This window comes from Acuticoccus mangrovi (genome assembly GCF_016411865.1).
Classification (GTDB): Bacteria; Pseudomonadota; Alphaproteobacteria; order Rhizobiales; family Amorphaceae; genus Acuticoccus; species Acuticoccus mangrovi.
On record NZ_JAEKJA010000003.1, the window covers coordinates 278,909 to 292,379 of the forward strand.

General features: G+C 70.3%; 12 protein-coding genes. 5 read left to right on the top strand and 7 right to left on the bottom strand.

What is annotated here, in order from left to right:
• The first annotated feature begins 144 nt into the window (after nucleotides 1-144).
• Entirely contained in the window at nucleotides 145-1,785 is a 1,641-nt protein-coding gene (locus JCR33_RS05275; RefSeq protein WP_198880978.1) for an ABC transporter ATP-binding protein, read from the top strand.
• On the opposite strand, the gene JCR33_RS05280 is transcribed toward JCR33_RS05275, so the two are convergent.
• From JCR33_RS05280 to JCR33_RS05295, 4 genes are read right to left on the bottom strand one after another with little or no spacing between them, the layout of a single operon-like run.
• The gene (locus JCR33_RS05280) at nucleotides 1,734-3,026 is read right to left on the bottom strand and encodes a TRAP transporter large permease (RefSeq protein ID WP_198880979.1); all 1,293 of its coding nucleotides are present in this window, start codon (nucleotides 3,024-3,026) and stop codon (nucleotides 1,734-1,736) included. The genes JCR33_RS05275 and JCR33_RS05280 overlap by 52 nt on opposite strands.
• Before the next feature lie 22 nt (nucleotides 3,027-3,048).
• On the bottom strand, nucleotides 3,049-3,546 hold the full coding sequence (locus tag JCR33_RS05285) for a TRAP transporter small permease (RefSeq protein WP_198880980.1): 498 nt from the start codon (nucleotides 3,544-3,546) through the stop codon (nucleotides 3,049-3,051).
• A gap of 4 nt (nucleotides 3,547-3,550) precedes the next feature.
• Nucleotides 3,551-4,519, bottom strand: coding sequence for a TRAP transporter substrate-binding protein DctP (dctP, locus tag JCR33_RS05290; RefSeq protein ID WP_198880981.1), 969 nt, complete (start codon nucleotides 4,517-4,519; stop codon nucleotides 3,551-3,553).
• 36 nt (nucleotides 4,520-4,555) lie between these two features.
• Nucleotides 4,556-5,461 carry a fumarylacetoacetate hydrolase family protein gene (locus JCR33_RS05295; RefSeq protein WP_198880982.1) on the bottom strand — a complete coding sequence of 302 codons (906 nt, stop codon included), beginning with the start codon at nucleotides 5,459-5,461 and terminating at the stop codon, nucleotides 4,556-4,558.
• A 133-nt stretch (nucleotides 5,462-5,594) separates the two neighbouring features.
• On the opposite strand from JCR33_RS05295, the gene JCR33_RS05300 reads away from it, so the two are divergent.
• The 3 genes from JCR33_RS05300 to JCR33_RS05310 all read left to right on the top strand — a co-directional run bounded on the left by JCR33_RS05300 (nucleotide 5,595) and on the right by JCR33_RS05310 (nucleotide 9,610).
• Entirely contained in the window at nucleotides 5,595-6,308 is a 714-nt protein-coding gene (locus JCR33_RS05300; protein ID WP_198880983.1) for a GntR family transcriptional regulator, read from the top strand.
• A 201-nt stretch (nucleotides 6,309-6,509) separates the two neighbouring features.
• Nucleotides 6,510-7,028 carry a heme oxygenase-like domain-containing protein gene (locus tag JCR33_RS05305; RefSeq protein WP_198880984.1) on the top strand — a complete coding sequence of 173 codons (519 nt, stop codon included), beginning with the start codon at nucleotides 6,510-6,512 and terminating at the stop codon, nucleotides 7,026-7,028.
• Nucleotides 7,025-9,610, top strand: coding sequence for an HWE histidine kinase domain-containing protein (locus JCR33_RS05310; protein WP_198880985.1), 2,586 nt, complete (start codon nucleotides 7,025-7,027; stop codon nucleotides 9,608-9,610). The genes JCR33_RS05305 and JCR33_RS05310 overlap by 4 nt, the downstream gene beginning before the upstream one ends.
• A 57-nt stretch (nucleotides 9,611-9,667) precedes the next feature.
• On the opposite strand, the gene JCR33_RS05315 is transcribed toward JCR33_RS05310, so the two are convergent.
• The 3 genes from JCR33_RS05315 to JCR33_RS05325 all read right to left on the bottom strand — a co-directional run bounded on the left by JCR33_RS05315 (nucleotide 9,668) and on the right by JCR33_RS05325 (nucleotide 12,958).
• Nucleotides 9,668-10,768, bottom strand: a complete 1,101-nt coding sequence (locus JCR33_RS05315; RefSeq protein ID WP_198880986.1) for an HlyD family secretion protein — start codon at nucleotides 10,766-10,768, stop codon at nucleotides 9,668-9,670.
• 5 nt (nucleotides 10,769-10,773) lie between these two features.
• Nucleotides 10,774-12,342, bottom strand: coding sequence for an MFS transporter (locus JCR33_RS05320; protein ID WP_198881239.1), 1,569 nt, complete (start codon nucleotides 12,340-12,342; stop codon nucleotides 10,774-10,776).
• 184 nt (nucleotides 12,343-12,526) lie between these two features.
• The gene (locus JCR33_RS05325) at nucleotides 12,527-12,958 is read right to left on the bottom strand and encodes a MarR family winged helix-turn-helix transcriptional regulator (protein ID WP_198880987.1); all 432 of its coding nucleotides are present in this window, start codon (nucleotides 12,956-12,958) and stop codon (nucleotides 12,527-12,529) included.
• A gap of 181 nt (nucleotides 12,959-13,139) precedes the next feature.
• Between JCR33_RS05325 and JCR33_RS05330 the strand changes: the two genes are divergently transcribed.
• Nucleotides 13,140-13,400, top strand: a complete 261-nt coding sequence (locus JCR33_RS05330; protein WP_211110080.1) for a GlsB/YeaQ/YmgE family stress response membrane protein — start codon at nucleotides 13,140-13,142, stop codon at nucleotides 13,398-13,400.
• Nucleotides 13,401-13,471: the final 71 nt, after the last annotated feature.

Below are 13,471 nucleotides of genomic sequence, written 5' to 3' on the forward strand. Positions count from 1 at the left end.
CGAAGCGGCTGGATGGCCCGAACCCCTGCCCGCCGGCGAGGCGGGGGGAGCGCGAGGGGGGAACCCCCCTCGCCCCGCGAGGAAGAATGTCGGCGCGCAGCGCCGTCCTGATCATCCCACCGGCGCAACCGGGCGGGCCGGACGATGACGGCCCCCATCCTCTCGATCCGCGATCTGCGCGTAAGCTTCGCGACCCCCGACGGCCCGGTCGAGGCCGTCAAGGGCATCGATCTCGATCTCGCCGCGGGCGAGGCGCTCGCCGTCGTCGGTGAATCGGGGTCGGGCAAGAGCCAGCTGATGATGGCCGCCATGGGCCTTCTCGCCAAGAACGGGACGGCGCGCGGCTCGGCGCGCTATCGCGGCGAGGAGCTCATCGGCCTCCCCGCGCGCCGTCTCAACCGGGTGCGCGGGGCGAAGATCACCATGATCTTCCAGGAGCCGATGACCTCGCTCGACCCGCTCCAGCCCGTCGGCCGGCAGATCGCCGAGACGCTGCGCGTCCACTCCCACCTCTCCGCCCGCGCCGCCCGGCGACGCACGGTGGAGCTCCTCGACCTCGTGCGCCTCAAGGACCCGGAGCGCCGCGTGAGCGCCTATCCGCACGAGCTCTCCGGCGGTCAGCGCCAGCGCGTGATGATCGCGATGGCGCTCGCCAACGAGCCCGACATCCTCATCGCCGACGAGCCCACCACCGCCCTCGACGTGACGATCCAGGCCGAGATCCTCGCCCTCATCGCCGACCTCAGGACCCGGCTCGGCATGGCGATCCTCTTCATCACCCACGACCTGCAGATCGTCCGCGCCTTCTGCGAGCGCGTCATGGTGATGCGCGACGGGCGCGTGATGGAGGAGGGCGACGTCGCCACCATCTTCACCGCGCCGCGGGAGGACTACACGAGGATGCTCCTCGCCGCCGAGCCCGAGGGCACTAAGCCCACCGCCCCGCCGGCGCCACCGATCCTGCGCGCCGAGAATGTCGGCGTCCACTTCGCCATCGGCCGCGGGGCGCAGCTCGCCGCGGTCGACGGCGTCAGCCTCACCCTCTCGCCCGGCGAGACGGTGGGGATCGTCGGCGAGTCGGGCTCCGGCAAGTCCACCCTCGCCCGCGCCCTCCTCAACCTCCTGCCGGCGACCGGCGAGGTGCGCTTTCGCGACACGCCGATCACCGGCCTCTCCCGCCGGCAGATGCGCCCCTACCGCCACGCGCTCCAGATGGTCTTCCAGGATCCCTACGGCGCCCTGTCGCCGCGCCTCACGGTGGGCGAGATCGTCGCCGAAGGGCTGACGGTCCACGCCCCCGAGCTCGGCGCGGCGGAGCGGCGCGCCCGTGCCGTCGCCGCGCTCGCCGAGGTCGGCCTCGACGGCGCCATGGCGCGGCGCTTCCCGCACGAATTCTCCGGTGGCCAGCGCCAGCGCATCGCCATCGCCCGGGCGATCGTGCTGAAGCCCGCCGCCCTCGTCCTCGACGAGCCCACCTCGGCCCTCGACCGCTCGGTGCAGAAGCAGGTGCTCGCCCTCCTCCTGGCACTCCAAGCCGCGCACAACCTCGCCTACGTCTTCATCAGCCACGACCTTGCCGTGATCCGCGCCGTCGCCGACCGCGTGATGGTGATGAAGGACGGCCGCGTGGTGGAGGAGGGTCCGACGGCGCGGATCTTCGAGGCGCCCGCCACGGGCTACACGCGCGAGCTGATCGCCGCCGCCTTCGACCTCTCCGCGATCCTCGCGGCGCGTCAGTCGAACCCGAACGCGCGGGGCAGCGCCAGCACCATCGCCGGCACGTAGGTGAGGACGACGAGGCAGCCGATCAGCGTCAGCACGAACGGCCAGAGATCGCGCACCACCGCCCCCACTCCGACATGGGTGAGGCGGCCGAGCACGAAGAGCAGCAGCCCAAAGGGCGGCGTCACGAGCCCGATCATGATGTTGACGGTGATGACGACGCCGAAGTGCACCGGGTCGATGCCGAGGGCATGCACGGTGGGCATCAGGAGGGGCACGAGCACGAGGAGCAGCGTGCCGGTGTCGATGATGCAGCCGAGCAGCAGGAAGAGCACGTTGACGATGGCGAGGAACTGCCAGGCCGAAAGGTCGGCCCCGGTGACGAGATCGGCGAGGCCGCGGTCGAGCCGCTCCGCCGTGACCGCGTAGTTGATGAGGAAGGCGCCGGCGATCAGGAGCATCACCACCACCGAGCTCGTCATCGAGTCCCTGAGGACGCGCCAGACGCCGAGCGGGGTCAGCGCGCGGTAGACGACGATCGCGAGGAAGAAGGCCCAGAGCGCGGCGACGGCGGCGGCCTCGGTGGGGGTGAAGATCCCCGACCAGATGCCGCCCAGGAGGATCGCCGGCAGCGACAGCGGCACGAGCGCGCCGCCGAGCGCGGCCCGCGTCTCAGCCGCCGAGCGCCGGCTCCCCGCCGGCAGCCCCGCCCGCCGCGCGACGAGGGCGAGTGTCGCCATCAGCGACACGCCGATGAAGAGCCCCGGCACCACGCCGCCGAGGAACAGTGCCCCCACCGAGGCGCCGGAGTTCAGCGCGTAGAGCACCATCGGGATCGACGGCGGAATGATCGGCGCGATCACCGCCGCCGCCGCGGTGATCGCCACGGCGAGGCCGCCACGATAGCCGCCCACCTCCTGCATCATGCGGATCGACACGAGCCCCGGGCCGGCGGCGTCCGCCACCGCGCTGCCCGACATCGAGGAGAACACCATCGAGACGAGGATCGCGACGTGCCCGAGCCCGCCGCGCGCCCGCCCCACCAGCGTGTCCGCCGCCCGCCACAGCCGCTCCGAGATGGTGCCGGCGTTCATCACGTTGGCGGCGAGCACGAACATCGGAATGGCGAGGAGCACGTAGTTGTTGAAGAGGCTGTTCATCACCTGGTCGGTGACGAGCCCGAGATCCTGCCCCGACACGGCGAGATAGACGAAACCCGCCGAGAGCATCGCGAAGGGGATCGGCACCCGCGCCACGGCGAGCCCCAGAAGGACGGCGAGGAGGGCGAGAAAGGCGAGGCTCATCGGGGGGGCGGGCTCGGTCGGATCAGGCGGGAAGCGGCCGGCCGAGGACGGCGGCGCCGGCACGCACCAACAGGCGCAGCGCCATCATCCCCTGGAACACGGCGAACACCGCATAGGCGCGGTCGAGCGGCCACATCAGGGCGGGGGTCCGCTCGCGCCACAGGAAGGCGGTGTAGTCGATGGTGGCCGGCAGCGTCGCGGCGAGCACCAGGCCGGCGGCGAGGGTGCCCCCCGCCTCCATCCAGCGCCGCCGGCCGGGCGACAGGCGATCGTAGAGAAGGCCGACGGCGATGTGCTCGCGATAGGGGATCGCGAACGCTGCGGCCCCGAAGACGATCCAGATGAAGGTGAGCGTCACCACCTCGTCGGACCAGCGGATCGGGGCGGCGAGGCCGTGCCGGCTGGCGATGGCCGCGGCGAAGAGGAGCACCATCGCCGCGAAGGCGAGCGCGGCGACGCCCTCCGCCAGGCGGCCGACGAGGCGCGCCGTCGCGGCCGCGAGGCGGATCGCGGCGGCCATCGGCCTACTTCATCGCCTCGGCCATCATCTCCTTGTTCCAGGGCTCGGCGAGCGGCGCGTCGGCATAGATCGCATCGGCGTTGTCGCGGAACGGGGTCAGGTCGATCTCGTCGACCCGCAGCCCCTTGTCCTTCATCGTGGCGGCGACGGTCATCTCGTCGCCCCGCCGGCCCTTGTTGTTCTCGTCGGCGGCGGCGACTGCGGCGGTCGCGACCGCCTGCTTCTGCTCGTCCGACAGCCCATCCCAGAAGTCCTTGCCGATGGCGTAGAACACCGGCTGCACCAGATGGTCGGTCAAAACGATCTGCTGCGTCACCTCCCAGAACTTGGCGGCGTTGGTGATGGTGAGGGGGTTCTCCTGGCCGTCGATGGCGCCGGTCTGGAGTGCCACATAGACCTCGGGCATCGCCATCGGGGTAGGCTCCACGCCGAGCGTGTCGCCGAGGAGCAGCCACTCCGGGCTCGCCGGCATGCGCATCTTCACGCCGTCAAGGTCGGCCGGACCGCTGACGTCGCGTGCCTCGCGCAAATTCACTTCCCGCGTCCCGAGATAGGCGACGGCGAGGATCTCGATGCCCATCCCGTCGGCCACCGCCTCCTTCAGCGCGTCGCCGACCGGGCCCTCCATCACGCTCATCATGTGATCGTAGTCGCGGAACAGATAGGCGCGGTTGAGGAAGCCCCACTCGGGGAGCTGGGCGGCGATCTCGAAGGTGGTCATGGTGCTCATCTCGAGATTGCCGCGCTGGATCGCCGGCACCTCGGTGCCCTGGCGGAACAGCGAACTGCCCGGATAGACCTCGACCTCCACCCCCACATCGGCATCGGCGACCTTGGTGGCGAAGCTCTCCAGCGACTTCGCCAGAAAGTCCGGCGCCGGGCCGGCGGTGGAGAAGCGGATGGTCTCCGCCTCGGCCATCGCGCACGTGACGGCGAGGGCGGCGGCAGCGAGTGCGATGCGGGTCGTGAACATCAAATGTCCTCTCGCAAAGGGGTTGAGACGCTGGGGTCAGTCCGGCCGCACCGAGACGGTGAGCGTCCCGATGCCTTCGATGGTCGCTTCGATGGTGTCGCCGCGGGCGAGGAACGCGCCCTTCGGGACGCCGACGCCGGCGGGGGTGCCGGTGAGAAGCACGTCGCCCGGCTCGAGCGTCATGATGCGCGAGGCGATCGCGATCTGCTCGGCCACGGAAAAGATCATGTCCCGGCTCGACCCGTCCTGCTTCACATCGCCGTTGAGCGACAGCTTCAGGCCGACATTCTGCGGATCGGGGATCGCCGACGCCGGGACGATCCAGGGGCCGAGCGGGCACGTGGTGTCGTTCGCCTTCCCGGCCACCCAATCGAGCTTGTAGAACTGGTCGGGCGCCTGGTTCTTGTCGCGGGCCGAGAGGTCGAGGGCGACGGTGTAGCCGGCGACATGGTCGAGCGCCGTCTCGACCGGTACCGCCCGCGCCGTGGTGCCGATCACGGCGGCGAGCTCGATCTCCCAGTCGAACTTCTCGCAATCGAGCGGCATGCGCACGGTGGCGCCCGCCCCCACCACCGCCTGCCGCGGCGGCTTCATGAAGAAGAACAGCCGCTGGCCTTCCTTGGTGGCGCCGGGCATCCCCATCTCGGCCAGGTGGTCGTAGTAGTTGGCGCCGGCGCAGAGCACCTTGCCGGGCCACAGGAGCGGGGCGAGGAATGCCGCATCGCCGAGGGTGGCGACCGGCGGGAGGCTCGCCACGACGAGCGCCTCGGCCGCCGCGATCGCTTCCGCGAGCGCTGCCCAGACGGGCACGATGTCGACCACCGCGGCGGGCAGCGCGATGCCGGTGAGAGCGGCGACGGCCGACGCCGAATAGAAGGCCTCGCCGATCTTCAGGCAGCCCACGGGGCCGGTGGGTGTCGCAAGTGTGGCAAGCGCCGTCATCGCCGGATCTCTCGAAATCGCCTCGGCAGGCGCCCGCGCCAGCGACATCCATTCGCTTGATCGGGCAGCCAGAACGCGGTCAGATTGACGCACTTGGATAACTCTGTCCAGAAGATTCCAAAATGTTGGGGCGATGGCACGACAAGGCACAGCAGCGGACGGCACGACCACCGCGGAGCGCATCTATTGCGCGATCAAGCGCGATCTCTTCGACGGCGTCTTCGAGCCCGGCGCGCGGCTCGGCAACAAGGCGTTGCAGGAGCGATATGGCTGTGGCGTCAGCCCCCTGCGCGAGGCACTGAGCCGGCTCTCGGGACAGAGCCTCATCGAAGCCGAGGGCCATCGCGGCTTCCGCGTGCGACGACCGACGCGCGCCGAGCTCGCCGACATCTACAGCCTGCGGGTTCTCCTGGAGGGCGAGGCGATCAGCCGCGCCGTCGCCCGGCGCGGGCCCGACTGGTGCGAGGAGGTCGCGTTGCGGCTCGCCGGCCTCATCGCCAACCAGCCGCCGGAGGCGGACGTCACCGACCACGCCTACCGCCTCCACGCCGACGCCTGGGAGGAGTGCCACCGCGCCTTTCACATGGCGATCTATCGCGGCGCGGGCTCGCCCTCGCTGCTGACCTCGATCGAAGCCGTCTACGATCAGTCGGAGCGCTTCCGGCATGCCCGCTGGCGGGCGACCTCCTACTCGGCGGTGAGCCAGTCGGCCCGCCAGGAGCACGAGATCCTCGTGGAGGTCTGCCGCGACGGTGCACCGGAAACGGCACGCGAGGTTCTCGCCGACCACCTCATGGGGACCGCCAAGGTGGTGGACGCCTGGCTCGCCCGACAGGACGGGGCGTGATCCTCACGGCCTCGTGACGGCGTCACATTCCGGGTCGGACAGGCCTTGCCAAGACGGGCGAGTGCCGCATTTCCACCGTGGATGACACCATCCGACACTCGTCGTCTTCACCGCGATGCGCGCTCGCGGGCTGATCTGCGAGACACTCTCCGCCGCGCCACCGCCACCGCGCACCGCCGTCTCGACCGTCGGTTCGAGGCGATGACCGGCGCCGCGACGCCCGAGCTCTATCACCGCTTTCTGCGCATGAACCATGCCGCCCAGAGCGCCCTGGAACGCTGGCTCACGACGCTCCGCGACAGCGCGTCGCGCGCCCTCTGCGCAAGCCGCTCCAGCCTCGTGCCGGCGCTCGCCGCCGACCTCGACGCCCTCCACCTCGCCCCGCTCGAACGCCGCCCCTTCGCCCGCGCCGACGACGCGGCGGAGGCCGCCGGCGTCATCTACGTGCTGGACGGCTCGCGCTTCGGCGCGCGGGCGATCGCGCAGGAGCTCGCCGCGAGCGGCGCCGCCCGTCGCTGGGACGGGATCTCCACCCATTTCCTCGACGCCGCCGCCAGCGGGCCGAGCCTCGCCTTCCGCAACCTGTGCCGGTGCGGCGCCGAGGGACGCGGCGGCGCGGTCCGCGCCGCGCGCGCGGCCTTCGGCCTCTACGAAGCCGCCGCCGACGACGCCGAGCGCGCCGACGACGCCTCCCGACGGAGCGTGTTCGAGACAGTATGAGCGACCATCGCCTGCCCTACACCGTTGATCTCAGCAACTGTGATCGGGAGCCCATCCATCTTCTCGGCCACATCCAGGATTTCGGCATCCTCCTCGCCGTGTCGATGGACTGGATGATCCAGCACGTCTCCATCAACGTGGCGGACGTGCTCGGCCGCACTCCCGACGAGCTGCTCGGCGCCCCGCTCTCCGACGCCTTCCCCGTCGCGACCATCGCCGCGGTGCGCGAGCGGCTGCAGCTTCTCACCCCCAACGAGGGCTCGGAGCGCATCTTCGGCATCGACCTCGTGGGGACCGGCCGCCTGTTCGACCTCTCGGTGCACATCTCCGGCGCCTCGATCGTGATCGAGGCCGAGCCGTCGGAACACCAGCCCGGGCGCAACACCGACACGGTGGTGAAGTCGATGCTGGCGCGGGTCCAGCGCTGCACGGCGCTGCCGCAGCTCTACAACGAGTGCGTCCGCCAGCTGCGCGCCGTCACCAGCTTCGATCGGGTGATGCTCTATAAGTTCGCCGAGAGCGGCGCGGGCCAGGTGATCGCCGAAGCCCACACCCACGGCATCGAATCCTTCCTCGGGCTGCACTACCCGGCGACCGACATTCCGAGCCAGGCGCGCGCTCTCTACGTCAAGAATCCCATCCGCATCATCGCCGACGTCGGGTCGGAGCGCGTGCCCGTCGAGCCCCTCCGCAACCCGCACGGCGAGCCGCTCGACCTGTCGCTGTCGGTGCTGCGCGCCGTCTCGCCGATCCACATCGAGTATCTGAAGAACATGGGGGTGTCGGCCTCCTTCTCGATCTCGGTGGTGATCGACGGCAAGCTCTGGGGCCTCTTCGCCCTCCACCACTACCGCCCCCGCCGGCTCTCCATGGAGGTTCGCTCCAGCGCCGAGCTGTTCGGGCAGATCGTCGGCCTCATCATCGAGGGGCGGCTCGCCACGGAGCTGCGCGAGGCCGACGAGATCGCCCGCGACCTGCACGACAAGGTCGTCGGCCGCCTCGTCTCCACCGCCCCCTCCGTCGACGAGCTGATCGACTTCGCCCAGGACTTTCGCGACCTCATCGCCTGCGACGGCTTCGCCGTGTGGGCGAACGGCGCCATCCGCACCGTGGGCGCCTGCCCGTCCGCCGACGAGATGCCCGCCCTCGCCCGCTTCCTCAACCGCGCCGCGTCGAGCCGCGTCTACGCCACCGACGAGCTGTCCGCCGTCTACCCGCACGCCACCGAGTTCACCGCGAGCGGCGCCGGCCTCCTCGCGATCCCGATCTCGCGCACTCCGCGCGACTATCTCCTCTTCTTCCGCAAGGAGATGATCGAGCACGTGACCTGGGCCGGCAATCCGGCGGAGAAGATCGCCGAGTACGGGCCGAACGGTCCGCGCCTCAGCCCGCGCAAGAGCTTCGAGGCGTGGCGCGAGACGGTGCGCGGCAAGAGCGCGCCGTGGACGCTGTCGCAGAAGAAGTCCGGTGAGGCGCTGCGCGTCGCGATCCTCGAAGTGCTCCTGCGCTTCACCGAGGAGACGGCGCGCCAGCGCACCCTCGCCACCCAGCGGCAGGATCTGTTGATCGCCGAGCTCAACCACCGTGTGCGCAACATCTTGGGGCTGATGCGGGCGCTGATCGCCCAGAGCCGGGCCGGAGCGCAGACGGTGGACGATTTCGCCGACATCATCGGCGGTCGCATCCAGGCACTCGCCCGCGCGCACGACCAGATCACCGACGACAGCTACGCCGCCCAGAGCCTCAAGCGCATCATCCAGACCGAGGTCGAGGCCTACGTCGGCCAGAAGGCGGGGCGGGTAAACCTCATCGGCCCCGAGGTGATGGTGGAGGCGCGGGCGTTCTCCCCCCTCGCCCTGGTGTTCCACGAGATGGTGACGAACTCGGCGAAATACGGCGCCCTCTCCGATTCCTCCGGCGTCGTCGACGTGACCTGGGGGGTGGACGACAACGACTGCGTCGCCATCGACTGGCGCGAGAGCAACGGCCCCCCGGTGACGCCGCCGACCCGGCGCGGCTTCGGCTCCACCATCATCGAGCGCTCGATCCCCTACGATCTCGGCGGCGAGGTCTCGCTCGACTATCGCCTCTCGGGCCTGCGCGCCCGCTTCAGCCTGCCGCCCGACCTCTACCGCGTCTCCGACGAACCGGCGCCCGCCCGCGAGACCGCGGCGGCGACCCCGCGCCTCGCCCGCGCCGAGGGCAATCTGGAAGGCCTCCACGGGCTGATCGTGGAGGACAACATGATCATGGCGCTCGATGCCGACCAGCTCCTCACCGACAACGGTATGGACGCCGTGTTCAGCGCCATGAGCGTCGCCGACGCCAAGCGCATCCTGGAGAGCGAGCGGGTCGACGTCGCCCTGCTCGACGTCAATCTCGGCAGCGAGACGAGCTTCGGCCTGATCGGCACGCTCAACACCCAAGAGGTGCCCTACGTGTTCGTGACCGGCTACGGCGAGCGGCTGGACCTGCCGGACGACGCCCGGCCCAGCTCCGCCGCCATCAAGAAGCCCTACGACGCGGAAGCCATCGTCAGCGCCATTCTGGAGGCGGTGGGCTCCCGCCCCGCCACCGACTGACGGGCGGCTTCAGGAAGGCCGCGCCGCATGCCGCCACCGGCCCACGCAACGGTCGCCTCAGTCGGTATGACGGCGACCGCGCGGCGTCATCGAGGCCTCCATGGTCGCGATCTTCTCCTCAGGCGCGGTGTCGATCCTCGCCACCACCGACATGCCGGGCGCCAGGCGATCGGCGAGCGGCTGATCGGGGTCGATGGCGATCCGCACCGGCAGCCGCCGCGCCACCTTCACGAAGTTCCCCGTCGCGTTGGAGGAGCTGATCACGCTGAATTCGGAGTTCGTCGCCGGCGAGAAGCGCTCGATGGTCCCGGTCAGCTCCTCGCCGCCCAGGGCGTCCACCGAAAAGCGCACCGGCTGACCGACCTGCATGTCGCCGATCTCCGTCTCCTTGAAGTTCGCCACCACCCAGATGCGGTCGGGCACCAGCATCGCGAGCCGCGTGCCCGCCGTCACATACTGACCGATGCGGGCGGCCACCTCGCCGAGACGCCCGTCGACGGGAGCGGTCACCTTGGTGTTCTCGAGATCGATGCGGGCGAGCTTCACCGCCGCCGCCGCGCTCTCCACCGCCGCCTGGAGCGAGCGGCGGTTGGTGACGACGGAGGCGAGGTTCTGCCGCGCGCTCTCGGCCTCGGCCTTCGCTTGATCGCGGGCGGCGCGGGCCTGATCGCGGGCGAGGCGCTGCTCGTCGGCGGCACGTACCGTAGCGACGCCCCGCTTCGACAGCTTCTCGATCCGCTGGAGGTTCGCCTCGTCCACCTTGAGCGCCGCCTCGGCGGAGGAGACACCGGCGTCGGCGGAGGCGATCTTAGCCTCGGCCGTGCTGCGGTCCTGCTCGGCGTTGGCGAGCGCCGCCTTCGCCCCGTCGAGCGCCGCCTCGGCCTGGGCGAGGCGCTCGCGATAGATGCGATCGTCGATGCGCACCAGCACGTCGCCGGCCGACACGCGGTCGTAGTCGGCGACGTCCACGTCGGCGACGATGCCCGACAGCTGCGGGGCGAGCGCCGTCACTTTGCCGCGCACGTAGGCGTCCTCGGTCAGGTGCACGCTGCTCGCAAAAGGAGGCAGGCGCCAGGCGTAGAGCGCGGCGACGACCCCGACCAGGCCGATCGCGAGGGCGAAGAGGGTGGCGATGTGGCGAGCAAAGCTGGACAGCATGGCGATCACGCCCTTTCTGCCGCCCGGCCGGGCGCGAGGCGCGCCCGCACATAGTCGGCGGCAAGGTGAATGAAGAGACCGGCAAGGGCCAACGCCGTGATGACCGCGATGACGCGGAAGGCGTCGGCGTAGGCGAGCACCACCGCCTCGCGCGTCGCCTCGCTCTTGAGCTGGGCGGCGGCTTGGGCCGCGCGGTTCGCCGCATCGGGCATCGTGGCGCCGTAGACCCCCGTCAGCGTGGCGAGGCGCTCGGTGACGAGAGTGTCGCCGAGCGCGAACCCTTCCACGATGCGCGTCAGGTGGAGCTGCTGGCGCAACCGGACGAACGTTCCGAACACCGCCGCTCCCAGGGTACCGCCGAGCTTCTGGGTCACGAGAAACACGATGATGAAGGACAGAATGTACTCGCGCCCCTTGGCGAGCGCCGCCATCAGCCCCCGCATCATCGCTGGCGGCAGGAAGAGCGCCGAGGCGAAGGCGATCATCCCCTGGCTGAGCAGCAGATCGTCGGGACGCGTGGCGCTGGTGATGGTGCTGTCCATCACGGCGCCGACGATGATCAGGAGGAGAGCGACACTGTGGAACCACGGCTCCTTGCCGGGCCGCATGCTCACGGCGCAGACGAGGCCGCCGGCAAGGCTCGCGACGAGGATCACCACGTAGAGCGTCTGCATGTCGGCGTTGAGGTAGCCCAGCGTGCGGAAGAGACCCGCCGCGCCCGACGTCTGCTCCGACAGCACGATGCGGAAGAGGAGAAGCGCCCCGGCGAAGTGCACGATCTGCGGGCTCGCGAGCCAGCGGATGTCGAGGAGCGGATTCTTGCGGTTGAGCTCGATCACCGCCGCGAGGGTGAGCGTCGCCGCCGCCACCACCACGAGCCAGCCGAGCCAGGGCGCCTCGAGCCACCAATAGAGCGTGCCGAGCGTCAGGACGACGGCGACCGAGCCGAAGCCGATGGCGATCAGGAAATAGCTCACCACGTCGGCCGCCTCGATCACCTTGTGGCGCGGCGGCGAGTTGAGCGGCAGCAGATAGATGAGGCCGAAGCCGATCATCGCGAGCGCCATCTCCATCGCCGTGAGGCCGTGCCACAGGCCGATGTCGAGGAGGTGGGGCGAGATCAGGCGGGTCACCGTCGGCCCGAGCATGATGAAGGTGAGCGCGGCCGAGAGCCCCACACCCAGCTTCAGCCGCGGCGGCAGCGGCTCCAGCATGTAGAGGAAGGCGAGCGAGGTCATCGGCGCCGCCGCCATGCCGCTCATGAAGCGCACGGCGATCGCGGCGTCGAGGTCGTGGGCGGTGTAGTTGAGGATGGCCGCCAGCACGAAGCCGAGGATCGACAGCTCGGCGAAGTTGCGCAGCCCGTATTGGGCGCGGATCTTCACGAGGGCCAAGGTCAGCGAGACGTTGGGCGCGAGGTAGGCGGCCGCAAGCCAGGTGACCTCGGCCTGGGTGGCGCCGAAGCTGCCCTGCAGCACATTGACGTTGCTCGAGACGAGGCTCTGCCCGAAGCCCTGCGCGAGGGCGAGCACCACCGAGGTGGCGCAGTAGCCCGCCGCCCGCAACGGCGGCATCGGAATATAGGCGAACGGCCCCGCCGGGGCGCCTGGTGCCGCGGCCGCCTCCGCCTGCGGCGCCCCCGCCGCGGCAGGGGCCGGGGACGCGGCGGACGGCCGCTCGGGGCTCGCGTCCGGCCCCCGCGACGCCGCGTCGGCGGGATCGGTCTTCTCGGCGATCGGCCCGGGGCGCGCGTCCACCTCAGGCCTCCTGGATGTTGGCGAGCATCTTGTGCAGCACCTTGTGGGCGATCCGTATGTCCTCCGGGTCGATCCCCTTCAGAAGCTGCTCGCGCATCGTCTCCGACATGCGCACCACGTCCTTCGCCTGCTCCTGCGCCGCCGGCGTCAGCACCACATGGCGCACCCGGCGGTCGCTGTCCGACGTCTCGCGCACCACGAGACCCGCCTGCTCCATGCCGTCGATCAGCCGCGCCATGGTCGGCCGCTCGACGTCGAGAGCATCGGCGAGCTCGGCCTGGGTCGGGGACTTGCAGCGCACCAGATAGAGGAACAGCCCGGCCCGCGCGTAGGTGAGCCCGCTCTCGCGCGCCCGCGCATCGAACAGGGTCCGCATCTTTCGGGCGACGGTGGAGAGGTCGCGGACGAAGCGCGATGTCTCGGGAGCATCCATGAAAGGATATCGACCTAATAGGTACTATGCTAACTATTATGTAGCTATCTAACCTCCCGCCGCGCGCTGCGCAAGAGGGCTCGTGCCCGCTCCTCGGTGGGCTTATGCTGTGCGCATTGGAACTGCGGACCCCCGAGCTGATTTTCCTTGCGAGTTCATCGCACCGAGAGGAGGACGGAAAATGGACATCAATGGCGTCGGATGGTTGACGGCGATCATCGTGGGCGGCCTTGCGGGATGGATCGCCGAGAAGGCCATGCGCAGCGACATGGGCCTCCTCATGAACATCATCCTCGGCATCGTCGGTGCGGTCGTGCTCAACGCGATCCTCGCCGCGCTCGACACGAGTCTGGGCGTCGGCTGGGTCGCCTTCCTCATCACCGGCATCCTCGGGGCCTGCCTGCTGATCTTCCTCGCGAGGCTGGTGCGCGGGAGAGGCTGACCCCTTCCCCTTGCGCGCCAATTCGGCCTATTGCACCCGGCGGACCTCCGGTCGGGCGACCGCGTCACGGC